At 53.7% G+C, this 23376-nt stretch carries 21 protein-coding genes and 2 tRNA genes; 19 read left to right on the top strand and 4 right to left on the bottom strand.

Features of this window, described 5'->3' with window-relative positions:
* Positions 1–49: 49 nt before the first annotated feature.
* From ftsH to mtr, 17 genes are all read left to right on the top strand, one after another.
* Positions 50–1987 (top strand): ATP-dependent zinc metalloprotease FtsH, encoded by a 1938-nt coding sequence (gene ftsH / locus B9Y90_RS08570; RefSeq protein WP_039288095.1) that lies wholly within the window; start codon positions 50–52, stop codon positions 1985–1987.
* A gap of 99 nt (positions 1988–2086) precedes the next feature.
* A complete protein-coding gene (folP, locus tag B9Y90_RS08565) occupies positions 2087–2935 on the top strand; it encodes a dihydropteroate synthase (protein ID WP_039288092.1) in 849 nt (282 codons plus the stop codon).
* The gene (gene glmM, locus B9Y90_RS08560; RefSeq protein WP_085540975.1) at positions 2928–4265 is read left to right on the top strand and encodes a phosphoglucosamine mutase; all 1338 of its coding nucleotides are present in this window, start codon (positions 2928–2930) and stop codon (positions 4263–4265) included. The genes folP and glmM overlap by 8 nt, the downstream gene beginning before the upstream one ends.
* A gap of 235 nt (positions 4266–4500) precedes the next feature.
* Complete coding sequence (gene secG, locus B9Y90_RS08555) at positions 4501–4833, top strand: preprotein translocase subunit SecG (RefSeq protein WP_038478508.1); 333 nt, start codon at positions 4501–4503, stop codon at positions 4831–4833.
* Positions 4834–4882: 49 nt separating this feature from the next.
* Positions 4883–4969: transfer RNA gene (locus B9Y90_RS08550), tRNA-Leu, on the top strand.
* 59 nt (positions 4970–5028) lie between these two features.
* Positions 5029–5105: transfer RNA gene (locus B9Y90_RS08545), tRNA-Met, on the top strand.
* 213 nt (positions 5106–5318) lie between these two features.
* The gene (gene rimP, locus B9Y90_RS08540) at positions 5319–5771 is read left to right on the top strand and encodes a ribosome maturation factor RimP (protein ID WP_008454786.1); all 453 of its coding nucleotides are present in this window, start codon (positions 5319–5321) and stop codon (positions 5769–5771) included.
* A gap of 27 nt (positions 5772–5798) precedes the next feature.
* The gene (nusA, locus tag B9Y90_RS08535; protein ID WP_039288081.1) at positions 5799–7286 is read left to right on the top strand and encodes a transcription termination factor NusA; all 1488 of its coding nucleotides are present in this window, start codon (positions 5799–5801) and stop codon (positions 7284–7286) included.
* Between the two features lie 24 nt (positions 7287–7310).
* On the top strand, positions 7311–9998 hold the full coding sequence (gene infB / locus B9Y90_RS08530) for a translation initiation factor IF-2 (RefSeq protein WP_085540974.1): 2688 nt from the start codon (positions 7311–7313) through the stop codon (positions 9996–9998).
* A gap of 65 nt (positions 9999–10063) precedes the next feature.
* Positions 10064–10465: a 30S ribosome-binding factor RbfA gene (gene rbfA / locus B9Y90_RS08525; RefSeq protein WP_008454782.1), complete on the top strand. Its 402-nt coding sequence runs from the start codon at positions 10064–10066 to the stop codon at positions 10463–10465.
* Positions 10465–11409: a tRNA pseudouridine(55) synthase TruB gene (gene truB / locus B9Y90_RS08520; protein WP_085540973.1), complete on the top strand. Its 945-nt coding sequence runs from the start codon at positions 10465–10467 to the stop codon at positions 11407–11409. The genes rbfA and truB overlap by 1 nt, the downstream gene beginning before the upstream one ends.
* Positions 11410–11563: 154 nt before the next feature.
* Complete coding sequence (gene rpsO / locus B9Y90_RS08515; protein ID WP_008454776.1) at positions 11564–11833, top strand: 30S ribosomal protein S15; 270 nt, start codon at positions 11564–11566, stop codon at positions 11831–11833.
* 247 nt (positions 11834–12080) lie between these two features.
* Entirely contained in the window at positions 12081–14210 is a 2130-nt protein-coding gene (pnp, locus tag B9Y90_RS08510; RefSeq protein WP_085540972.1) for a polyribonucleotide nucleotidyltransferase, read from the top strand.
* A 117-nt stretch (positions 14211–14327) separates the two neighbouring features.
* Positions 14328–15212, top strand: a complete 885-nt coding sequence (nlpI, locus tag B9Y90_RS08505; RefSeq protein ID WP_039288069.1) for a lipoprotein NlpI — start codon at positions 14328–14330, stop codon at positions 15210–15212.
* A gap of 110 nt (positions 15213–15322) precedes the next feature.
* Positions 15323–15400, top strand: coding sequence for a protein YrbN (gene yrbN / locus B9Y90_RS26400; RefSeq protein WP_099458804.1), 78 nt, complete (start codon positions 15323–15325; stop codon positions 15398–15400).
* Entirely contained in the window at positions 15393–17318 is a 1926-nt protein-coding gene (locus B9Y90_RS08500) for a DEAD/DEAH family ATP-dependent RNA helicase (RefSeq protein WP_039298146.1), read from the top strand. Before yrbN ends, B9Y90_RS08500 begins: the two co-directional genes overlap by 8 nt.
* Positions 17319–17471: 153 nt before the next feature.
* Complete coding sequence (gene mtr, locus B9Y90_RS08495; protein WP_085540971.1) at positions 17472–18716, top strand: tryptophan permease; 1245 nt, start codon at positions 17472–17474, stop codon at positions 18714–18716.
* 41 nt (positions 18717–18757) lie between these two features.
* On the opposite strand, the gene B9Y90_RS08490 is transcribed toward mtr, so the two are convergent.
* The 3 genes from B9Y90_RS08490 to ubiU all read right to left on the bottom strand — a co-directional run bounded on the left by B9Y90_RS08490 (position 18758) and on the right by ubiU (position 21791).
* Positions 18758–19765: a luciferase-like monooxygenase gene (locus tag B9Y90_RS08490; protein WP_008454765.1), complete on the bottom strand. Its 1008-nt coding sequence runs from the start codon at positions 19763–19765 to the stop codon at positions 18758–18760.
* Positions 19766–19908: 143 nt separating this feature from the next.
* Positions 19909–20787: a U32 family peptidase gene (locus tag B9Y90_RS08485; RefSeq protein WP_172744681.1), complete on the bottom strand. Its 879-nt coding sequence runs from the start codon at positions 20785–20787 to the stop codon at positions 19909–19911.
* 8 nt (positions 20788–20795) lie between these two features.
* Complete coding sequence (gene ubiU / locus B9Y90_RS08480) at positions 20796–21791, bottom strand: ubiquinone anaerobic biosynthesis protein UbiU (RefSeq protein ID WP_085540970.1); 996 nt, start codon at positions 21789–21791, stop codon at positions 20796–20798.
* Between the two features lie 255 nt (positions 21792–22046).
* Between ubiU and ubiT the strand changes: the two genes are divergently transcribed.
* The gene (gene ubiT, locus B9Y90_RS08475; protein ID WP_039288056.1) at positions 22047–22571 is read left to right on the top strand and encodes a ubiquinone anaerobic biosynthesis accessory factor UbiT; all 525 of its coding nucleotides are present in this window, start codon (positions 22047–22049) and stop codon (positions 22569–22571) included.
* Positions 22565–23068, top strand: coding sequence for a GNAT family N-acetyltransferase (locus B9Y90_RS08470; RefSeq protein ID WP_085540969.1), 504 nt, complete (start codon positions 22565–22567; stop codon positions 23066–23068). Before ubiT ends, B9Y90_RS08470 begins: the two co-directional genes overlap by 7 nt.
* Here the strand turns inward: B9Y90_RS08470 and B9Y90_RS08465 are convergent.
* Positions 23065–23358 carry a GIY-YIG nuclease family protein gene (locus B9Y90_RS08465; RefSeq protein WP_085540968.1) on the bottom strand — a complete coding sequence of 98 codons (294 nt, stop codon included), beginning with the start codon at positions 23356–23358 and terminating at the stop codon, positions 23065–23067. The genes B9Y90_RS08470 and B9Y90_RS08465 overlap by 4 nt on opposite strands.
* Between the last annotated feature and the right edge of the window lie 18 nt (positions 23359–23376).

Raw genomic sequence — 23376 nt, 5'->3', positions numbered from 1 at the left:
ACGCTGTTTGTTAACACAGTTGTAATATGAGGTTAATCCCTTGAGTGACATGGCGAAAAACCTAATACTCTGGCTGGTCATTGCCGTTGTGCTAATGTCGGTATTCCAGAGCTTTGGGCCCAGCGAGTCAAATGGCCGTAGGGTGGATTACTCCACTTTCCTGTCTGAAGTTAATCAGGACCAGGTTCGCGAAGCGCGCATCAACGGACGTGAAATCAACGTTACCAAGAAAGATAGTAACCGATACACGACTTACATCCCCGTTAATGATCCCAAGCTGCTTGATAATCTGATTACCAAGAATGTGAAAGTTGTGGGCGAGCCGCCTGAAGAGCAGAGTCTGCTGGCAACTATCTTCATTTCCTGGTTCCCAATGCTGCTGCTGATTGGGGTCTGGATCTTCTTTATGCGCCAAATGCAGGGCGGCGGTGGCAAAGGTGCCATGTCGTTCGGTAAGAGCAAGGCGCGCATGTTAACGGAAGACCAAATCAAAACTACCTTTGCTGACGTCGCTGGCTGTGATGAAGCGAAAGAAGAGGTGGGTGAGCTGGTTGAATACCTCCGTGAGCCAAGCCGCTTCCAGAAACTGGGCGGTAAAATCCCGAAAGGCGTGCTGATGGTCGGCCCTCCGGGTACGGGTAAAACGCTGCTGGCAAAAGCGATTGCTGGTGAAGCGAAAGTACCGTTCTTCACAATTTCCGGTTCTGACTTTGTTGAAATGTTCGTTGGTGTTGGTGCATCCCGTGTGCGTGACATGTTCGAACAGGCCAAAAAAGCGGCACCGTGCATTATCTTTATCGATGAAATCGATGCCGTCGGTCGTCAGCGTGGTGCTGGTCTGGGTGGCGGTCACGACGAACGTGAGCAAACCCTGAACCAGATGCTGGTTGAGATGGATGGCTTTGAAGGCAATGAAGGGATCATCGTTATTGCGGCAACTAACCGCCCTGACGTGCTTGACCCTGCGTTGCTGCGTCCAGGCCGTTTCGACCGTCAGGTTGTTGTCGGCCTGCCGGATGTTCGTGGTCGTGAGCAGATCCTGAAAGTGCATATGCGCCGCGTACCGCTTGCTCCGGACATCGACGCTGCAATTATCGCTCGTGGTACGCCTGGCTTCTCCGGTGCCGATCTGGCCAACCTGGTAAACGAAGCAGCGCTGTTTGCTGCTCGCGGTAACAAGCGCGTGGTTTCGATGGTTGAATTCGAGAAAGCGAAAGACAAAATCATGATGGGTGCAGAACGCCGCTCCATGGTGATGACGGAAGCGCAGAAAGAATCAACCGCATATCACGAAGCTGGCCATGCGATTATCGGTCGCCTGGTACCGGAACACGATCCGGTACACAAAGTGACGATTATCCCTCGCGGCCGTGCGCTGGGTGTGACTTTCTTCCTGCCTGAAGGCGACGCAATCAGCGCCAGCCGTCAGAAACTGGAAAGTCAGATTTCCACGCTGTATGGCGGTCGTCTGGCTGAAGAGATTATCTACGGGCCAGAACATGTTTCTACCGGTGCGTCGAACGACATTAAAGTGGCGACTAACCTGGCGCGTAACATGGTGACCCAGTGGGGCTTCTCCGACAAACTTGGTCCGCTGCTGTATGCGGAAGAAGATGGTGAAGTATTCCTGGGCCGTTCAGTGGCAAAAGCGAAGCATATGTCTGATGAGACCGCGCGTATCATCGATCAGGAAGTTAAGTCCCTGATTGAACGCAACTATGCTCGTGCTCGCCAGTTGCTGAATGAGAACATGGATATTCTGCACACCATGAAAGACGCATTGATGAAGTATGAAACCATCGATGCCCCGCAGATTGACGACCTGATGGCGCGCCGCGAAGTGCGTCCGCCAGCAGGTTGGGAAGATGCGAGCAAAAACAGCAATAACTCTGACAACAACGGTACCCCGAATGCGCCACGCCCGGTTGATGAACCGCGCACGCCAAATCCAGGTAACACGATGTCAGAGCAACTGGGCGACAAATAAGACGCTCACGACTGATGTTTTTGCAGTAATCTATGAACCCCGGGCTTGCCCCGGGGTTTTTGTTTTTGTACAGCCTAAGACGAACGCAAAGGAAGAAGAATGAAACTCACCGCGCAAGGCTCCACGCTGGATCTCTCGCATCCTCACGTCATGGGGATTTTAAACGTCACGCCGGACTCTTTTTCCGACGGGGGGCAGCACAATTCTCTGGTTGAAGCCCTCAAGCATGCAAACGCGATGATCAATGCCGGAGCCACAATCATTGATGTTGGCGGAGAGTCAACCCGGCCTGGTGCGGCAGAGGTGAGCACAGAAGAAGAACTTGAGCGCGTTATTCCGGTGGTCGAAGCGATCGCTCAACGTTTTGAAGTCTGGGTTTCGGTGGATACATCAAAAGCCGAAGTTATTCGCGAATCTGCACGAGTGGGGGCACATCTTATCAACGATATTCGTTCCTTAACGGAACCTGGTGCGCTAGCTGCTGCTGCGGAAACGGGGCTCCCCGTTTGCCTGATGCATATGCAGGGTGAACCGAAAACGATGCAACAGGCGCCACAGTACGATGACGTATTTGCCGATGTGAATCGCTTCTTTGTGGAGCACATTGCCCGCTGTGAGGCCGCAGGGATCTCAAAAGATAAATTGCTGCTCGACCCGGGCTTTGGTTTCGGTAAGAATCTCACCCACAATTATCAGTTATTGGCTCGCCTTTCTGAATTTCATCACTATGGTATGCCGCTGCTGGTAGGAATGTCCCGTAAATCGATGGTCGGGCAACTGCTGAATGTTGGCCCGGATCAACGCCTGAGCGGTAGCCTGGCCTGTGCGGTGATTGCTGCGATGCAGGGGGCTCAAATTCTTCGCGTCCATGACGTAAAAGAGACTGTTGAAGCTATGCGCGTGGTCGAAGCTACGCTTTCAGTGAAGGAAAACAAATACTATGAGTAACCGTAAATATTTTGGCACCGATGGTATTCGTGGTCGCGTGGGCGATGCGCCTATAACCCCTGATTTCGTTCTGAAACTGGGCTGGGCTGCGGGCAAAGTCCTCGCGCGTCACGGTTCGCGTAAAATTATTATTGGTAAGGACACGCGAATTTCCGGCTACATGCTGGAGTCTGCACTGGAAGCGGGTCTGGCAGCAGCCGGATTGTCCGCGTCTTTCACCGGGCCAATGCCTACGCCTGCGGTTGCTTACTTAACCCGTACATTCCGCGCGGAAGCCGGCATTGTTATCTCCGCTTCACACAATCCATTCTATGACAACGGCATCAAATTCTTCTCCATCGACGGGACTAAACTGCCGGATGAAGTCGAAGAAGCTATTGAAGCTGAGATGGAAAAAGAGATCACCTGTGTGGATTCGGCAGAGTTGGGTAAAGCCAGCCGTATTGTTGATGCAGCAGGTCGCTATATTGAATTCTGTAAAGGCACGTTCCCGAATGAACTGAGCCTGAATGGCCTCAAAATCGTCGTAGACTGCGCCAACGGCGCGACTTATCACATCGCACCTAATGTATTGCGTGAGCTAGGCGCAAAAGTCATTGCCATCGGCTGTGAGCCAGATGGAGTGAACATTAATGAAAAATGCGGTGCGACGGATGTGCGTATGCTGCAAGAACGCGTGCTGGCGGAAAAAGCCGACCTCGGCATTGCGTTTGACGGTGACGGTGACCGGGTGATCATGGTGGATAACCTGGGGCATAAAGTCGATGGCGATCAGATCCTTTATATTATTGCCCGGGAAGGATTGCGTCAGGGGCAACTACGCGGCGGTGCCGTGGGTACGCTAATGAGCAATATGGGGCTTGAAGTGGCGCTGAAGCAGTTGGGCATTCCATTTGCTCGTGCCAAAGTCGGTGACCGCTATGTGCTGGAAAAACTGCAGGAGAAAGGCTGGCGGATTGGGGCTGAAAACTCAGGGCACGTTATTCTTCTTGATCAAACGACGACTGGCGACGGTATCATCGCAGGGTTACAAGTACTCACCGCAATGGTTCGTAACCACATGAGCCTGCACGATCTGTGTAGCGGGATGAAGCTCTTCCCGCAGATTCTGGTTAACGTTCGCTTTACCGCAGGCAGCGGCGATCCTCTTGAAAACGAAGAGGTCAAACGCGTTACGGCTGAAGTGGAAGCTGCATTGGGCAACCGTGGTCGGGTGTTGCTGCGTAAATCCGGAACGGAGCCACTCATTCGCGTGATGGTTGAGGGTGAGGATGAAGCTCAGGTGACTTCTTTTGCTCACCAAATCGCAGATGCAGTAAAAGCCGTTTAATACATTGGTTATCGCAAACTGATTGAAAAGGCGGCAGTTGCCGCCTGTTTCTTCAGAGAAAGTGACTCGTTTGCTGTTTTTTTCCGCAGTCAGTGCATTGTGAATAAATTGCCCTTGCGCACCTGTCTGGCTTTGGTTAGTATTCTCACCCGCTTCAGTGGGTAATGACAAACGTATCCGCTTAACTGGTTTGAAGCAATTGGCGTGCGGTAACCCCGCAAGGAACAGGTTGATTATGTACGAAGCTCTTTTGGTTGTTTTCCTTATTGTAGCGTTAGGCCTTGTAGGTCTCATCATGCTGCAGCAAGGTAAAGGCGCTGATATGGGAGCCTCCTTCGGAGCAGGCGCTTCCGCTACGTTATTCGGTTCAAGTGGTTCTGGTAACTTCATGACCCGCATGACCGGTGTGCTCGCAACGTTGTTCTTTATCCTGAGCCTGGTTCTGGGTAACCTCAGCACCAATAAAACCAGTAAAGGAAGTGAGTGGGAAAATTTGAGTCAGCCAGCACAAACTGAGCAGACTGCGCCAGCGGCACCTACCAAGCCGAGCAGCGATATCCCACAGTAAGTTTGTCAGCTTCAATGCGGTAACATGAAGGTTGCCGTGTTCAAAGAGTGCCGAGGTGGTGGAATTGGTAGACACGCTACCTTGAGGTGGTAGTGCCCGATTGGGCTTACGGGTTCAAGTCCCGTCCTCGGTACCAAATCCTAGCAATTCTTGCATTTAATGCAATTCTGGCGTAGTATTTGCCACGTTTTCGGACGCGGGGTGGAGCAGCCTGGTAGCTCGTCGGGCTCATAACCCGAAGGTCGTCGGTTCAAATCCGGCCCCCGCAACCACTTTCCCTGAGAGTTCTTTTTCAAATATACTGTGAACACCAGTTTCGGTGCCTTCGCGAAGAATTTAGAAAAAAATTCTCCTGGACGGTGTCCGGGCCGCAGTTGCGGCATACAGGGTTCAGTTATATAAAGCCCCGATTTATCGGGGTTTTTTGTTATCTGACTTTAGAATAACTGGGCTATATGCCCTTTTTTTATGTCTTGGGGGTGGGCTTGTCCACATTAGAGCAAAAATTAACAGAGATGATTTCAGCACCGGTCGAAGCACTGGGCTATGAACTTGTGGGCATCGAATTCGTTCGGGGCCGCACGTCTACGCTGCGCATCTATATTGATAGTGAAGATGGCATCAATGTTGATGATTGTGCTGATGTCAGTCACCAGGTCAGTGCCGTACTGGATGTCGAAGATCCCATCACCGTGGCCTATAACCTGGAAGTGTCCTCACCTGGCCTCGATCGCCCAATGTTCACTGCAGAACACTACGTTCGTTTTACCGGCGAAGAAGTGAGCATTGTCCTGCGTATGGCTGTGCAAAACCGCCGCAAATGGCAGGGTATTATTAAAGCCGTAGACGGTGAGATGATCACGGTAACGGTCGAAGGAAAAGACGAAGTGTTCGCGCTGAGCAACATCCAGAAAGCGAACCTGGTACCCCACTTTTAATAGTTTGGATTGAGGTGAAAACCCAGGATGAACAAAGAAATTTTGGCTGTTGTTGAAGCAGTTTCCAACGAAAAAGCGCTGCCGCGTGAGAAAATTTTCGAAGCGCTGGAAAGTGCACTGGCAACGGCGACCAAGAAAAAATACGAGCAAGAGATTGACGTTCGCGTTGAAATCGACCGCAAAAGCGGTGATTTCGATACCTTCCGTCGTTGGGTTATCGTTGAAGAAGTGACTCAACCTACGCGTGAAATCACTCTTGAAGCGGCTCAGTTTGAAGATCCAGCGTTCACCGTGGGTGAATACGTTGAAGATCAGATTGAATCCGTAACCTTTGACCGTATCACTACCCAGACCGCTAAACAGGTTATCGTGCAGAAAGTTCGCGAAGCAGAACGCGCGATGGTAGTCGATCAGTTCCGCGAGCATGAAGGTGAGATCATCACTGGCGTGGTGAAAAAGGTTAACCGTGACAACATCTCTCTGGATCTCGGCAGCAACGCTGAAGCCGTGATTCTGCGTGAAGATATGCTGCCACGCGAAAACTTCCGTCCGGGTGACCGTATTCGCGGCGTGCTGTACGCAGTGCGTCCTGAAGCTCGCGGTGCGCAGCTGTTCGTTAGCCGCTCTAAACCTGAAATGCTGATCGAACTGTTCCGCATTGAAGTGCCGGAAATCGGTGAAGAAGTTATCGAAATTAAAGCCGCTGCACGCGATCCTGGCTCTCGTGCCAAAATCGCCGTGAAAACAAACGACAAGCGTATCGACCCGGTCGGTGCATGCGTTGGTATGCGTGGTGCGCGCGTTCAGGCGGTTTCTACTGAGTTAGGCGGTGAGCGTATTGATATCGTACTGTGGGACGACAACCCGGCACAGTTTGTTATCAACGCAATGGCACCGGCTGACGTAGCATCCATTGTTGTCGATGAAGACAAACATACGATGGATATCGCGGTAGAGGCAGGCAACCTGGCCCAGGCCATTGGCCGTAACGGTCAGAACGTTCGCCTGGCATCACAGCTGAGCGGCTGGGAACTCAACGTCATGACCGTTGATGACCTGCAGGCTAAACATCAGGCTGAAGCGCATGCGGCTATTGATACCTTTACCAAATACCTCGACATTGACGAGGATTTCGCCACCGTGTTGGTCGAAGAAGGTTTCTCCACGCTTGAAGAACTGGCCTATGTGCCAATGAACGAGCTGCTGGAAATCGACGGCCTTGATGAAGACACCGTGGAAGCATTACGCGATCGCGCTAAAAACGCGCTCACCACACTGGCTCTGGCGCAAGAAGAGAGTCTTGGCGATAAAAAACCTACCGAGGACTTGCTGAACCTCGACGGTATGGATCGCCCGCTGGCCTTTAAACTGGCTGCTCGTGGTGTTAGCTCGCTGGAAGACCTTGCCGAGCAAGGTGTTGACGATCTGTCTGATATCGAAGGCTTAACGGACGAGAAAGCCGGCGAATTGATCATGGCAGCGCGTAACATTTGCTGGTTTGGCGGCGAAGCGTAATAAACTGTAGCAGGAAGGAACAGCATGACAGATGTAACCGTAAAAGCGCTGGCCGCAGAGATTCAGACCTCCGTGGACCGCCTGGTACAGCAATTTGCTGATGCAGGGATCCCGAAGTCTGCTGACGACTCCGTTTCGGCGCAAGAGAAACAAACGCTCCTGGCACACCTGAATCATGAGCATGGTTCAGGTCCAGACAAGTTGACTTTACAGCGCAAAACGCGCAGTACTTTAAACATTCCAGGTACCGGTGGGAAAAGTAAATCGGTACAAATCGAAGTCCGCAAGAAGCGCACCTTTGTGAAACGTGATCCGCAAGAGGCAGAGCGCCTTGCAGCGGAAGAACAGGCGCAGCGTGAAGCGGAAGAGCAAGCCCAGCGTGAGGCAGAGGAAGCTGCCAAACGTGCGGCACAAGAAAAAGCTAAGCGTGAAGCTGAAGAACAAGCTAAGCGCGAAGCCGCTGATAAAGCGAAACGTGAAGCTGCGGAAAAAGACAAAGTGAGCAATCAACAAACTGATGAAATGACGAAAGCCGCCCACGCCGAGAAGGCTCGCCGTGAAGCGGAAGCTGCTGAACTGAAGCGCAAAGCTGAAGAAGAAGCCCGTCGCAAACTTGAAGAAGACGCCCGTCGTGTGGCGGAAGAAGCCCGTAAAATGGCTGAAGCTAACGCTGGCGTTTGGGAAGAGCAGGAGAAGGTAGAAGACGATAAGTCTGACTATCACGTCACCACTTCCCAGCACGCTCGCCAGGCGGAAGACGAAAACGACCGTGAAGTTGAAGGCGGCCGTGGTCGTGGCCGTACTGCAGCGAAAGCACCACGTCAGAAAAAAGCTGGCGGTAAGCACGGCGAGTCTAAAGCTGATCGCGAAGAAGCTCGCGCAGCCGTTCGCGGTGGCAAAGGCAAGCGTAAGCCAAGCAGCCTGCAGCAGAGCTTCACCAAGCCAGCGCAGGCCGTTAACCGTGACGTTGTGATTGGTGAAACCATCAGCGTTGCTGAATTGGCTAACAAAATGGCAGTTAAAGGCTCTCAGGTCATCAAAGCGATGATGAAGCTGGGTGCAATGGCGACCATCAACCAGGTTATCGATCAGGAAACCGCTCAGTTGGTTGCTGAGGAGATGGGCCACAAAGTTATCCTGCGTCGTGAGAACGAGCTGGAAGAAGCGGTAATGAGCGACCGTGATACAGGCGCTGCGGCAGAGACCCGTGCACCGGTTGTGACCATTATGGGTCACGTTGACCACGGTAAAACCTCTCTGCTCGACTACATTCGTTCTACTAAAGTTGCTTCCGGCGAAGCGGGTGGTATTACCCAGCACATCGGTGCTTACCACGTAGAAACCGACAACGGCATGGTCACCTTCCTGGATACCCCAGGTCACGCAGCGTTTACCTCTATGCGTGCTCGTGGTGCTCAGGCAACGGATATCGTTGTTCTGGTTGTTGCCGCTGACGATGGCGTGATGCCACAGACTATCGAAGCTATCCAGCACGCAAAAGCGGCGCAGGTACCGGTAGTCGTCGCGGTGAACAAAATCGATAAGCCAGAAGCCGATCCAGATCGCGTTAAAAACGAACTGTCCCAGTACGGCATCATGCCGGAAGAGTGGGGCGGCGAAAGCCAGTTCATCCACGTTTCTGCGAAAGCCGGTACCGGCATCGACGACCTGCTGGATGCCATCCTGCTGCAGGCCGAAGTCCTGGAGCTGAAAGCTGTCCGTAAAGGTATGGCAAGCGGTGTGGTCATCGAATCCTTCCTGGATAAAGGTCGTGGTCCGGTTGCAACCGTTCTGGTGCGTGAAGGTACCCTGAACAAAGGCGATATCGTTCTGTGTGGCTTCGAGTATGGCCGCGTGCGTGCGATGCGTGACGAAATGGGCCGTGAAGTGACCGAAGCGGGTCCTTCTATTCCTGTTGAGATCCTCGGCCTGTCCGGCGTACCTGCCGCAGGTGACGAAGTGACCGTTGTTCGTGACGAGAAGAAAGCCCGTGAAGTTGCTCTGTATCGTCAGGGTAAATTCCGTGAAGTTAAATTGGCTCGTCAGCAGAAATCCAAACTGGAAAACATGTTCGCCAACATGACCGAAGGCGAAGTGTCCGAAGTGAATATCGTGCTGAAAGCCGACGTTCAGGGTTCTGTGGAAGCGATCAGCGACTCCCTGCTGAAACTGTCTACCGATGAAGTTAAAGTTAAAATCATCGGCTCCGGCGTGGGTGGGATCACCGAAACTGACGCAACACTGGCTGCAGCATCCAACGCTATTCTGGTTGGCTTCAACGTCCGTGCCGACGCTTCTGCACGCCGCGTGATTGAAGCTGAAAGCCTGGATCTGCGCTACTACTCCGTCATCTATAACCTGATTGACGAAGTGAAAGCGGCGATGAGCGGTATGCTGTCTCCAGAGCTGAAACAGCAGATCATCGGCCTGGCTGAAGTTCGTGATGTCTTCAAATCACCGAAGTTTGGCGCGATTGCTGGCTGTATGGTTACCGAAGGTGTGGTGAAACGTCACAACCCAATCCGCGTACTGCGCGACAACGTGGTTATCTATGAAGGCGAGCTGGAATCCCTGCGCCGCTTCAAAGATGACGCAAGCGAAGTCCGTAACGGCATGGAATGTGGTATCGGCGTTAAGAACTACAACGACGTGCGCGTGGGCGATATGATCGAAGTCTTCGAAATTATCGAGATCAAGCGTACCATCTCCTGATAGCCGTACCGCATCAATTATCTTAGGGGGGCCGTGTGCCCCCCGTTTTGTCTGGAGAAATTATTATGGCGAAAGAATTTGGTCGCCCGCAGCGCGTTTCTCAGGAATTGCAGAAAGAAATTGCCATTATCCTGCAGCGCGAAATTAAAGACCCGCGTCTGGGCATGATGACCACCGTTTCTGGGGTCGAAGTCTCCCGTGACCTGGCGTATGCCAAAGTATTTGTGACCTTCCTGAACGACAAAGACGAAGATGCCATCAAAGAAGGCATCAAAGTTCTGCAGGATGCATCGGGCTATATCCGCACCCTGGTGGGTAAGGCTATGCGTCTGCGTATCGTGCCGGAACTGACCTTCTTCTACGATAACTCGCTGGTTGAAGGGATGCGCATGTCTAACCTGGTTTCCAATGTCATCCGTCATGATGACGAGCGTCGCGTGAATACGGACGACAGCAAGGAGGATTGATGAGTCGTCCTCGTCGTCGTGGTCGTGATATTCATGGTGTACTGTTGCTCGATAAGCCTCAGGGCCTTTCGTCCAACGACGCATTACAAAAAGTAAAACGTCTTTATAACGCAAACCGCGCAGGTCATACCGGGGCGTTGGATCCTCTGGCGACCGGTATGCTGCCGATTTGTCTTGGTGAAGCGACGAAGTTCTCCCAGTATCTGCTGGATTCCGACAAACGTTATCGCGTGATTGCCAAACTTGGGCAGCGCACGGACACATCTGATGCCGACGGCATTGTGGTCCAGGAGCGCCCAATTAGCTTTAGCGCCGGGCAGCTTGCTGCTGCGTTGGAGAGCTTTCGCGGGGATACCGAGCAGGTTCCATCGATGTACTCTGCGCTTAAGCATCAGGGTAAGCCCCTGTACGAATATGCGCGCGCGGGTATTGAAGTTGAACGTGAAGCTCGCCCTATCACGGTGTATGAGCTGCTGTTTATTCGCCATGAAGGGGATGAGCTGGAGCTGGAAGTTCACTGCTCTAAGGGAACGTACATTCGTACGATCGTTGACGATCTCGGTGAAAAACTTGGCTGCGGAGCGCATGTTATTTTCCTGCGTCGCCTGGCTGTAAGTAAATATCCGATTGAGCGCATGGTCACTCTGGAGCAGCTCAACGAGCTGGTTGAACAGGCGCATCGACAGGAGCGCGAGCCTGCGGAGATGCTGGATCCGTTGCTGATGCCGATGGATAGCCCTGCCTCAGATTTCCCGCTGGTGAATTTGCTGCCTGAAGTAGCCGTCTACTTTAAAAACGGTAATCCAGTTCGGGTGGCTGGCGTTCAAGCCGAAGGGCTGGTGCGCGTCACTGAAGGCGAAGAGAAGAAGTTTATCGGCATGGGTGAAATCGATGGTGAGGGCCGGGTTGCTCCGCGTCGCCTGGTCGTCGAATATCCCGTCTGACTTTTGTCGCTACCTTGCGGTAAAAGGGCGCTACAGGTAAAATAGCGCGGCTTAACGGCTGGCCCATTGTTTAACAACTGGTTCAGACGTGCACTGGGGTTGCTGAATTAGAGATCGGCACCCTGTTTATTTATCTATAATGTTGGAGTTGAAAATGTCTCTAAGCGTTGAAGCTAAAGCTAAAATCGTTTCCGAGTTTGGTCGTGGTACTAACGACAGCGGTTCTACCGAAGTTCAGGTTGCACTGCTGACTGCACAGATTAACCACCTGCAGGGTCACTTTGCAGAGCACAAAAAAGATCACCACAGCCGTCGTGGTCTGCTGCGTATGGTTTCTCAGCGTCGTAAACTGCTCGACTACCTGAAACGTAAAGATGTAGCACGTTACACTGGCCTGATCGAGCGCCTGGGTCTGCGTCGCTAGTTCTTGCGAGTTTCAGAAAAAGGGGCCTGTAAGGGCCCCTTTTTTCAACCAGACGGCAGCAATTCTATGGAAACTAATGTATTGTTGCTGAGTGTGATCTTTATTGCAGAGGTTCGCGCGGCTAATGAGAGGCTTTACCCGTCAGAGCGGGTTAGGATTGTCATTAGTCGCGAGGATGCGATGAAGGTCGGGTACCAACGGCGGCGCGTGAAGCCACGTGCTGCCCGTCATTTTAAAGGATCTTATTTTGCTGAATCCGATCGTTCGTAAATTCCAGTATGGCCAGCATACGGTCACGCTTGAAACCGGCATGATGGCTCGCCAGGCTACCGCTGCTGTAATGGTAAGCATGGATGACACCGCGGTATTCGTTACCGTTGTTGGCCAGAAAAAAGCCAAGCCAGGCCAGGACTTCTTCCCGCTGACCGTTAACTATCAGGAGCGTACCTACGCTGCTGGTCGTATCCCAGGTAGCTTCTTCCGTCGTGAAGGCCGTCCAAGCGAAGGCGAAACCCTGATTGCGCGTCTGATTGACCGCCCGGTTCGCCCGCTGTTCCCTGAAGGTTTCGTCAACGAAGTGCAGGTTATCGCCACCGTTGTTTCCGTAAACCCACAGGTTCACCCTGATATCGTAGCCATGATCGGTGCTTCTGCAGCGCTGAGCCTGTCCGGTATTCCGTTTAACGGCCCAATCGGTGCCGCTCGCGTTGGTTACATCAATGACCAGTACGTGCTGAACCCAACTGCCGAAGAGCTGAAAACCAGCAAGCTGGACTTGGTTGTTGCCGGTACCGAAAGCGCAGTGCTGATGGTTGAATCCGAAGCTGAACTGCTGAGCGAAGACCAGATGCTGGGCGCCGTTGTCTTCGGCCACGATCAGCAGCAGATTGTCATCAAAGAAATCAACGCGCTGGTTGCCGAAGCCGGTAAACCACGTTGGGACTGGCAGCCAGAAGCTGTGAACGAAGCGCTGAATGCGCGCGTTGCCGCACTGGCTGAATCCCGCCTGAGCGATGCTTACCGCATCACTGAGAAGCAAGAGCGTTATGCCCAGGTTGACGTCATCAAAGCTGACGTTATCGCGACGCTGACCGCAGAAGACGAATCTCTGGATGCTGGCGAACTGTCTGACATTCTGCACGCTATCGAGAAAAACGTTGTTCGTAGCCGTATTCTGGCAGGCGAGCTGCGCATCGATGGCCGTGAGAAAGACATGATTCGTGGCCTGGACGTTCGTACTGGCGTTCTGCCGCGTACTCACGGTTCTGCACTGTTCACCCGTGGTGAAACTCAGGCGCTGGTTACCGCAACGCTGGGTACCGCACGTGACGCACAGACGCTGGACGAGCTGATGGGCGAGCGCACTGACAGCTTCCTGTTCCACTACAACTTCCCTCCGTACTCCGTAGGCGAGACCGGGATGGTAGGTTCGCCTAAGCGTCGTGAAATTGGTCACGGCCGTCTGGCGAAGCGTGGCGTTCTGGCCGTTATGCCAGAAGCTGATAAATTCCCGTACACCGTTCGTGTGGTTTCTGAAATCACCGAATCTAACGGTTCTTCTTCCATGGCCTCCGTGTGTGGTGCTTCTCTGGCACTGATGGATGCAGGTGTGCCAATCAAAGCCGCCGTTGCGGGTATCGCAATGGGCCTGGTGAAAGAAGGCGACAACTTCGTGGTTCTGTCCGACATTCTGGGTGACGAAGATCACCTGGGCGACATGGACTTCAAAGTAGCCGGTAGCCGTGAAGGTATCTCTGCGCTGCAGATGGATATCAAAATCGAAGGTATCACCCGCGAAATCATGCAGGTGGCTCTGAACCAGGCTAAGGGTGCGCGTCTGCACATTCTGGGCGTGATGGAACAGGCTATCGATGCACCTCGTGGCGATATCTCTGAGTTCGCACCACGTATTCACACCATCAAAATCAACCCAGACAAGATCAAAGACGTGATCGGTAAGGGTGGGGCTGTGATTCGTGCGCTGACCGAAGAAACCGGCACCACCATCGAAATCGAAGATGACGGTACCGTTAAAATCGCAGCGACCGACGGTGACAAAGCGAAACACGCTATCCGTCGTATCGAAGAGATCACCGCGGAAATCGAAGTGGGCCGTATCTATAACGGTAAAGTCACTCGTATCGTTGATTTCGGTGCGTTTGTTGCTATCGGCGGCGGTAAAGAAGGTCTGGTTCACATCTCTCAAATCGCTGATAAGCGCGTAGAGAAAGTGACTGACTATCTGCAGATGGGTCAGGAAGTTCCGGTGAAAGTACTGGAAGTTGACCGTCAGGGCCGCGTCCGTTTAAGCATTAAAGAAGCAACCGAGCAGTCTCCGGCAGAAGGTGCAGCACCAGCCGCGCCAGAAGCTGAGTAAGGTTTGCCAATTAAGCTCTCCATGGTGACATGGAGAGCTGTTTGTTACGGGACAGGATGTCTCGTTTGCAGCCGGGGGACAGGACGTTCATCCATTTGTTGTCTTCGGGAGTAGGAAATGAAGCCTTTTTTGCGCTGGTGTTTCGTTGCGACAGCTATCACGCTGGCCGGATGCAGCAACTCTGCCTGGCGTAAGAACGAAGTATTAGCGGTGCCATTGCAGCCTACGCTGCAGCAGGAAGTGATTCTGGCACGCATGGAACAAATACTTGCCAGTCGGGCTTTAACCGATGACGAACGCGCACAGCTTTTATATGAGCGCGGAGTGTTGTATGATAGCCTCGGTCTGAGGGCTCTGGCGCGGAATGATTTTTCACAAGCGCTGGCCATCCGTCCCGATATGCCTGAAGTATTCAATTACTTAGGCATTTATTTAACGCAGGCAGGCAATTTTGATGCTGCCTATGAAGCGTTTGATTCTGTACTTGAGCTTGATCCAACTTACAACTACGCGCACTTAAATCGCGGTATCGCCCTCTATTACGGTGGTCGTTATCGTTTAGCGCAAGATGATCTGCTGGCGTTTTATCAAGACGATCCCAACGATCCTTTCCGTAGCCTGTGGCTCTATATTGCTGAACGCAATTTAGACGAAAAACAGGCCAAAGTGGCGCTACAACAGCGTCTCGAGAAATCGGATAGAGAGCAATGGGGATGGAATATTGTCGAGTTCTACCTGGGCAACATTAGCGAAAAAGAGCTAATGGAACGCCTCAAGGCGGACGCAACGGATAACACCTCGCTCGCTGAGCATCTCAGTGAAACCAACTTCTATTTAGGTAAGTACTACCTAAGTCTGGGGGATAAGGACAGCGCCAAGGCACTGTTCAAGTTAGCGGTTGCTAACAACGTACACAACTACGTTGAGCATCGTTATGCATTGTTGGAATTAGCGCTCTTGGGCCAGGAGCATGACGACCTGGCAGAATCGGACCAGCAATAGCTGACGAACAACGATCGTCCCATAAACTTTTTAACTAAAGTCATCACCTTCACGGGTGAGGGCGTTTTTGTTCGTTAATCAATCAAATTTGAGCCGGTTCACACTTTTCAATGAAAATTGCAGATCAATTTCACGATGAGTTACGTAGACTGGCCGCCATCAACGAGGCACATGTACTACATGACTGATATCATCGAAACTACTTTTTCTGATCTGGGGCTGCATGCCTCTATCATTCAGGCCCTGAACGATCTGGGCTACGAAAAGCCATCACCAATTCAGGCTGAGTGTATCCCACACCTGCTGAATGGCCGTGACGTTCTGGGTATGGCCCAGACTGGTAGCGGTAAAACTGCAGCGTTTTCCCTGCCGCTGCTGAACAACCTCGATCCTGAGCTGAAAGCACCACAAATTCTGGTGCTGGCCCCGACCCGCGAACTGGCGGTTCAGGTTGCTGAAGCCATGACGGATTTCTCTAAACACATGCACGGCGTGAACGTTGTGGCCCTTTACGGCGGCCAGCGTTATGACGTGCAGCTGCGCGCTCTGCGTCAGGGACCTCAGATTGTTGTGGGTACCCCAGGGCGTCTGCTTGACCACCTGAAACGCGGTACCCTGAACCTGTCCGGCCTGAAAGGTCTGGTGCTGGATGAAGCGGATGAAATGCTGCGTATGGGCTTCATCGAAGACGTTGAAACCATCATGGCGCAGATCCCGGCCGAACATCAGACCGCGCTGTTCTCTGCTACTATGCCGGAAGCGATTCGTCGCATTACCCGTCGCTTCATGAAAGATCCTCAGGAAGTGCGTATTCAGTCCAGCGTAACTACTCGCCCGGACATCAGCCAGAGCTTCTGGTCTGTTTATGGCATGCGTAAAAACGAAGCGCTGGTTCGTTTCCTGGAAGCAGAAGATTTTGATGCGGCGATCATTTTCGTTCGTACCAAAAACGCGACCCTGGAAGTGGCTGAAGCGCTGGAGCGTAGCGGTTACAACAGCGCCGCGCTGAACGGGGACATGAACCAGGCGCTGCGTGAGCAGACCCTGGAGCGCCTGAAAGATGGTCGTCTGGACATCCTGATCGCCACCGACGTTGCGGCCCGTGGCCTGGACGTGGAGCGTATCAGCCTGGTTGTTAACTACGACATCCCGATGGACTCCGAGTCTTACGTTCACCGTATCGGCCGTACCGGTCGTGCTGGCCGTGCTGGCCGTGCGCTGCTGTTCGTTGAGAACCGTGAGCGTCGCCTGCTGCGCAACATCGAACGCACCATGAAGCTGACGATTCCTGAAGTAGAACTGCCAAACGCAGATCTGCTGGGTGAGCGTCGTCTGGCTAAATTCGCCGCTAAAGTTCAGCAGCAGCTGGAAAGCAGCGATCTGGATCTGTACCGTGGCCTGCTGGCTAAAATTCAGCCTTCTGCTGAAGAAGAGCTGGACATCGAAACGCTGGCTGCAGCACTGCTGAAAATGGCTCAGGGTGAACGTCCTCTGATCCTGCCACCAGATGCACCGATGCGCCCACGTCGCGAATTCAAAGAGCGTGACGATCGCTTCGAACGTCGTGGCGACCGTAATGATCGTGGCCCGCGCGGCGACCGTCCAGAGCGTGGTGGTGAAGATCGTCCACGTCGTGAGCGTCGTGATGCTGGCGATATGGAACTGTACCGCATCGAAGTGGGCCGTGATGATGGCGTTGAAGTTCGTCACATCGTTGGCGCTATCGCTAATGAAGGCGACATCAGCAGCCGTTACATCGGTAACATCAAGCTGTTCGGGACTCACTCCACCATCGAGCTGCCGAAAGGCATGCCAGGTGAAGTACTGCAGCACTTTACCCGTACTCGTATTCTGAACAAGCCGATGAATATGCAGCTGTTGGGTGACGCACAGCCTCGTCCAGAGCGCAGCGGCGAACGCCGTGGCGGTCGTGACGGTGGTCGTGGCTTCGGCGGCGAGCGTCGTGAAGGCGGTCGTGGTCCACGTCGCGAAGGCGCTGGGGCAGGTGCAGGCCGTAGCTTCAGCGGTGAACGCCGTGAAGGTGGCCGTGGCCCGCGTCGTGAAGACGGAGCTGCAACCGCTCGTCGTCGCTTCGGTGATGCATAATTGACCTATAATCTGCCGTATTATTTTTAAACGGCAGTGATAAAAGCCCCGGTTATTGCAATCGGGTTTTTTTTTATCCCTTTTGTACTCATGTACTGGTACAATGAGCCACATAAGACAATTTCGTCGTGCTCAGTTTTTCAGGGATTCGATATGACAACGTTAACCGCCCCCGGCACAAAGCCTTCGTTAATAGGCGGGGTAATGATCATCGGTGGGACTATCATTGGCGCAGGGATGTTTTCGCTCCCGGTGGTGATGTCAGGAGCCTGGTTCTTTTGGTCACTGGCTGCGCTGGTCTTTACCTGGTTCTGTATGCTGCATTCCGGGCTGATGATCCTGGAGGCGAACCTGAACTACCGCATCGGCTCCAGCTTCGACACCATCACAAAAGATCTTCTGGGGCGCGGCTGGAACGCGATCAACGGCCTGTCGATTGCGTTTGTGCTTTATATCCTGACCTACGCCTATATTTCGGCCAGCGGCTCCATCCTGCACCATACGTTTTCGGAGATGTCGCTGGACGTGCCGGCTCGTCTGGCGGGGCTGGTCTTTGCGCTGGCTGTGGCGTTTATCGTCTGGCTGAGTACCAAAGCGGTTAGCCGCATGACGGCCATTGTACTTGGCGCAAAAGTCATTACTTTCTTCCTGACCTTCGGCAGCCTGCTTGGGCATGTCACACCAACCACGCTATTTAACGTGGCGGAGAGCAATGCGTCCTACACGCCCTATTTATTAATGACGCTGCCGTTCTGCCTGGCCTCTTTCGGCTATCACGGCAATGTGCCTAGCCTGATGAAGTATTACGGCAAAGATCCTCACACCATTATTCGCTGCCTGATTTACGGCACGCTGATGGCGCTGGGGCTGTATACCATCTGGCTGCTGGGAACGATGGGGAATATTCCACGCCCTGAGTTTATTGGCATCGCGGAGAAGGGCGGCAACATTGACGTACTGGTGCAGGCGCTGAGCGGCGTGCTCAACAGCCGAAGCCTGGACCTGTTACTGGTGGTGTTCTCGAACTTTGCGGTAGCGAGTTCATTCCTCGGCGTCACTCTGGGGCTGTTCGATTACCTGGCGGATCTGTTTGGGTTTGATGATTCCGCTATGGGGCGTTTGAAAACGGCGCTGCTGACCTTTGTGCCGCCGATTGTCGGTGGCCTGTTGTGGCCGAACGGTTTTCTGTATGCGATTGGCTATGCTGGACTGGCGGCGACGATCTGGGCGGCCATTGTCCCCGCGCTGCTGGCGAGAAAATCACGTAAACGCTTCGGCAGCCCGAAATTCCGCGTCTGGGGCGGTAAACCGATGATTGCCCTGATTCTGGTCTTTGGCGTGGGCAACGCGCTGGTACACATCCTGTCTACCTTCGATGTTCTGCCGGTCTATAAGTAAAGATTAACGGGCCCTCCGAGCTGAGAGGGCCCAATACATCACTAACCTAAAAGCTCTTCTTTCACCTGCATCGCCAAATCGAACGAATGCAAACGCGCCTGATGATCGAAAATCTGGCCGTTAACCATAATTTCATCCGCTTCAGTTTCGCGCAGTACGGACTCCAGGCCGTGGCGCACTTTTGCTTTATCCCCCACCAGAGACATGCTCAGGGCCTGTTGAACCCCATATTGCTCAGAGGCAGACCAGAGCTGATGCATATTCTCTACCGGCGGTGGAAGCTGGCCGGTTTCGCCGCGACGGAGGCGAACAAACGCCTGCTGCATGGAAGTAAACAGGAACTCGGCATCGCGGGTACTGTCTGCTGCCACAATATTGATGCACACCATCGCGTAAGGTTTTGCCAGCCGCTCGGACGGCTTGAAGTTCTCGCGATAGAGCTGCAGCGCCCGGAACAGCATGTCAGGCGCAAAGTGCGAAGCAAAAGCAAACGGCAAGCCCAGCTGTGCCGCCAGTTGAGCGCCATACAGGCTGGAGCCTAACAGCCAGACCGGTACCTTTTCACCGTAACCCGGCACGGGGCGTACGTGCGGATTCGGATCGCGGGCGTCAAACCAGTCCACCAGCTCTGCAACGTCCCGGGGGAAGTTATCCACGTCGCCGCTCATATGGCGTCGCAGCGCCCTCATCGTCGGCTGATCGCTGCCCGGCGCACGGCCAAGCCCGAGATCGATTCTCCCAGGATAGAGCGCATTCAGGGTACCGAACTGCTCGGCAATCACCAGCGGGGAATGGTTCGGCAGCATCACGCCGCCGGAACCTAAATGCAGCGTGGTGGTATTCGCGGCCAGATAGCCAATCAGCACCGACGTTGCCGCGCTGGCAATGCCGACCATATTGTGGTGCTCCGCCAGCCAGTAGCGGTGATAGCCGCGCTTTTCAGCCAGTCGGGCGAGATCCAGAGAGTGGGAAAAAGCCTCCTGCGCCGAGGAGCCTTGAGGGATCGGCGCTAAATCCAGCACCGAGAAAGCCACATTTTTGTCAGTCATAACCGCTCACTTTTGTTACAGCGTAGTCATCAGATTGAAGGTCTTCTTCCAGCCTGGCGCAGGAATACCGCGCCGGCCAGAAAAGCTGCACTCTTAATAGTGCATTAAACGATGACCAAATTTGTTAACAAAGTGAGCTATTGTCAGGCCCGAAGCTCCAGCCCGGCGACGCGTCGCCAGTAGCCGTTACAGTCGCTGCGGTTAGCCAGCGGTAGCGGGGCGCTGCCGTTCTCATTGGCGCGGAAGGCGTTCAAAATATCCAACGTTCCTAAGCCCATTGGTGACAGGCGAACAATATCCACCAGCCCTTTCATCGACGTCAGCTCATTGCCGAGGTTATAGACATAGCCGCTCATGGTCTGAATGCCGTTCAGCACAAAGACTTGCTGTTGCTCCTGAGAGCGCATATCCCGGCCATTAGGGTACTTAATGCAGCAAGTTTCGCATTCATCCTTGGCGCGGTCTTCGGAGCGTGCGGTGAAGCAGCGGGCGGAATAAGCCAGCGGCAGATGGCCGTAACTCAGCACCTCCACTTCGAATTTGTCACGAATGCCGAGCTCATCACACTGGTTGAGCATATTGGCTAACCAGTCGCGGGAAAGCTCGACCGGCATACACCAGCGCATCATGCCCTGTTTTAATAACAGGCGCAGTGTCACGGCGTTATAGCAGTTGAGCGCATGTCCGGCGACGAACGGAAGTTTGCGTTCGGCGGCCATATTCACGCTGCCGATATCATTGGCTTCAATCAGAAAGTCGCCGTTTTCTACATAGCGCTTCAGTTCACCCAATTCTGACGGAGCCTGCACCAGTGCTAATGTAGAAAGCACCACTTGCTTGCCCTGGCCTGCGAGCATTTTGGCCATATCCAGCCAGTCGCCGACTTTGGTTGCCCGGCGCTTGCTGCACACCGCTTCGCCGAGGTAAATAACATCGGCCCGGCTTTTCGCCGCGGCCTGATAAAACTTTTCCAGCGTCTCTTTCGGCCAATAGTAAAGCACCGGCCCTAATGAATATTTCATGCTTTTTCCTACTGCCATTTGCGGTGATAGGCACCGAGCGTGGTTTGCGTGCCTTCGGCCATAGAGCCCAGCGTGTCCATCCAGGCGGGCTGGGCCTGGTAGTTTTTAGGATCGGCCATGCAGCGATCGATAGCTTGCCGCCAGACTTTTGCCACCTGAGTGACATATGCGGGGCTGCGTTGACGACCTTCGATTTTCACTGACGCAATATTGGCGGCCAGCAACTCTGGCAGCAGCTCGAGCGTGTTAAGGCTGGTGGGTTCCTCCAGCGCGTGGTAAGGCCTGTCGTCAACCAGGTAACGCCCTTTGCAGAGGGTAGGATAGCCCGCATTTTCGCCGTCTTGATAGCGATCAATCAGCACATCGTTGAGGCGGGATTCCAGACCCTGTGACGTTTGTTGCCAGCGCACAAAACGGGCTGGGGAGCAGGCACCCACGGTATTGGGCGACTCGCCGGTAAGGTAAGACGAAAGATAGCAGCGCCCTTCCGCCATAATGCACAGGCTTCCGAAGGCGAAGACTTCCAGCGGCACTGGCGTGACGCGAGCGAGCTGTTTGACCTGATGAATGGAGAGCACGCGCGGCAGCACCACACGGGCAACATCGAAGTGGCGATGATAGAAGCGAATTGCCTCTTCGTTGGTGGCCGAAGCCTGCACCGACACATGGCGCTCGATATGCGGATAGCGCTCAGCGGCATATTCCAGCATGGCTAAATCCGCCAGGATCAGCGCATCGGCACCCAACTGGGCTGCCATATCGACTGCCCGCTGCCAGCGTGAGTAACCGTCCGGGTGGGCGAAAGTATTGATGGCAATATGCAGCTTGCGGCCGCGAAGATGCACGTAGCTGACGGCTTCCTGCAGCTTTTTCTCGGTGAAATTAAGACCGGCAAAATGACGCGCATTAGTATCATCTTTCAGGCCGATGTACACCGCATCTGCACCGTTATCGATGGCCGCTTTCAACGCCGGAAGGTTTCCGGCCGGGCAAAGCAACTCCATATTTTATCCTGAATCATAGGGGGCATGAATACATGCCCGCGCTGCACAGGGACGGGCAGCATAATTGTTAACGAACCGGGATTTTAGTTAACCTGTCGGCGACAATTTTTGATTTGGGGCAGAGAAAGGCGTATTGCTTAGTGTAGCCGCCGCCAATTCGGCCCCGCAGCAACCTGCGGAATTGTTGATTTGGCGCGCCATCGGGAATTGTCGTTATGGCAAAATAGCGGCAAATCTTTTAAAGGAGTTAACCCCGTGTTCGATAAACTGCGTTCTCGCCTGGTTCAGGCTGGTCCTTCTTTGCTGCGGGTTCCAGTCAAGTTAACCCCCTTTGCCGTTAAGCGTCAGGTACTGGAGCAGGTGCTGGGCTGGCAGTTCCGCCAGGCGCTGCAGGATGGCGAGCTGGACTTTCTGGCAGGCCGCTGGCTAAGTATTGAAGTACGCGATCTGGGCCTGAAGTGGTTTACTTCCGTTGAGGACAATAAGCTGCTGGTGTGCGACGATGCACCTGCAGATGTGAGCTTTAGCGCTGAGGCCAACGATCTGTTGCTGATAGCCGCTCGCAAGCAGGATCCTGACACCCTGTTTTTCCAGCGTCGTCTGGTCATTGAAGGCGACACGGAACTTGGATTATATGTGAAGAATCTAATGGATGCCATTGAGCTGGATGCCATGCCTAAACCGCTACGCATCCTGCTATTACAGCTGGCTGATTTTGTTGAGGCGGGTTTGAAACATAACGCCGCCCCTGAAGGTAATTCGATAGGTGAGCCATGTTAATTCGTGTAGAAATTCCCATTGATGCGCCCGGCATCGACGCACTGCTGCGCCGTTCCTTTGAAGGCGATGGCGAAGCTGAGCTGGTGAAGGCACTGCGGGAAGACGGGCTGTTAACGCTGGGTCTCGTCGCCACCGACGATGAAGGGCAGGTGATTGGCTATGTTGCCTTCAGCCCGGTCGCTGTAGAAGGCGAAGAGTTACAGTGGGTGGGGCTCGCGCCGCTGGCAGTCGATGAGTCGGTTCGCGGGCAGGGTATTGCCAAACAGCTCGTATACGAAGGGCTGGACTCTCTGAATGAGTTTGGCTATGCCGCCGTGGTCACGCTCGGATCGCCGGAGATGTACGGTCACCTTGGCTTCCAGCCTGCGGCCCGTTACGGTCTGCGCTGTCGCTGGCCTGGCACCGAAGCGGCATTCCAGGTTCATCCCCTGGCGGATGATGCCCTGAACGGTGTCAGTGGCCTGGTGGAGTATTCTGACCACTTCAACAACGTTTAGCGAGTTTCCCCTTGAAGGCTTGTCAGCAGGTCTTCAAGGGCGAGCTTTCCCGCCACCAGTCGCTCTTTCTCGGCTTTGTTCCACTGTTTAATTCGGTACTCGACCCGCAGCGCCAGCGACCGGTTTCCTACCCTCTGGCTAAACACCAAATCCAGATCCCCCTTGCCACGCAGCGCCTTGGCTCCTTTTCCGGACTGATGTTGGGCAAAGCGGCGTGCTACATCGGTGGTAATACCGGTATAGAGGCGGTTATCGGGGCAGCGAATTAAATAGAGATACCAGGAAGTCATAGGGCGGGCGCATAATTA

This window comes from Cedecea sp. NFIX57, from assembly GCF_900177785.1.
GTDB classification, from domain to species: domain Bacteria; phylum Pseudomonadota; class Gammaproteobacteria; order Enterobacterales; family Enterobacteriaceae; genus Cedecea; species Cedecea neteri_C.
The sequence above is the reverse complement of the archived record's forward strand: the minus strand, read 5'-3'. Positions and strand labels throughout refer to the sequence as shown.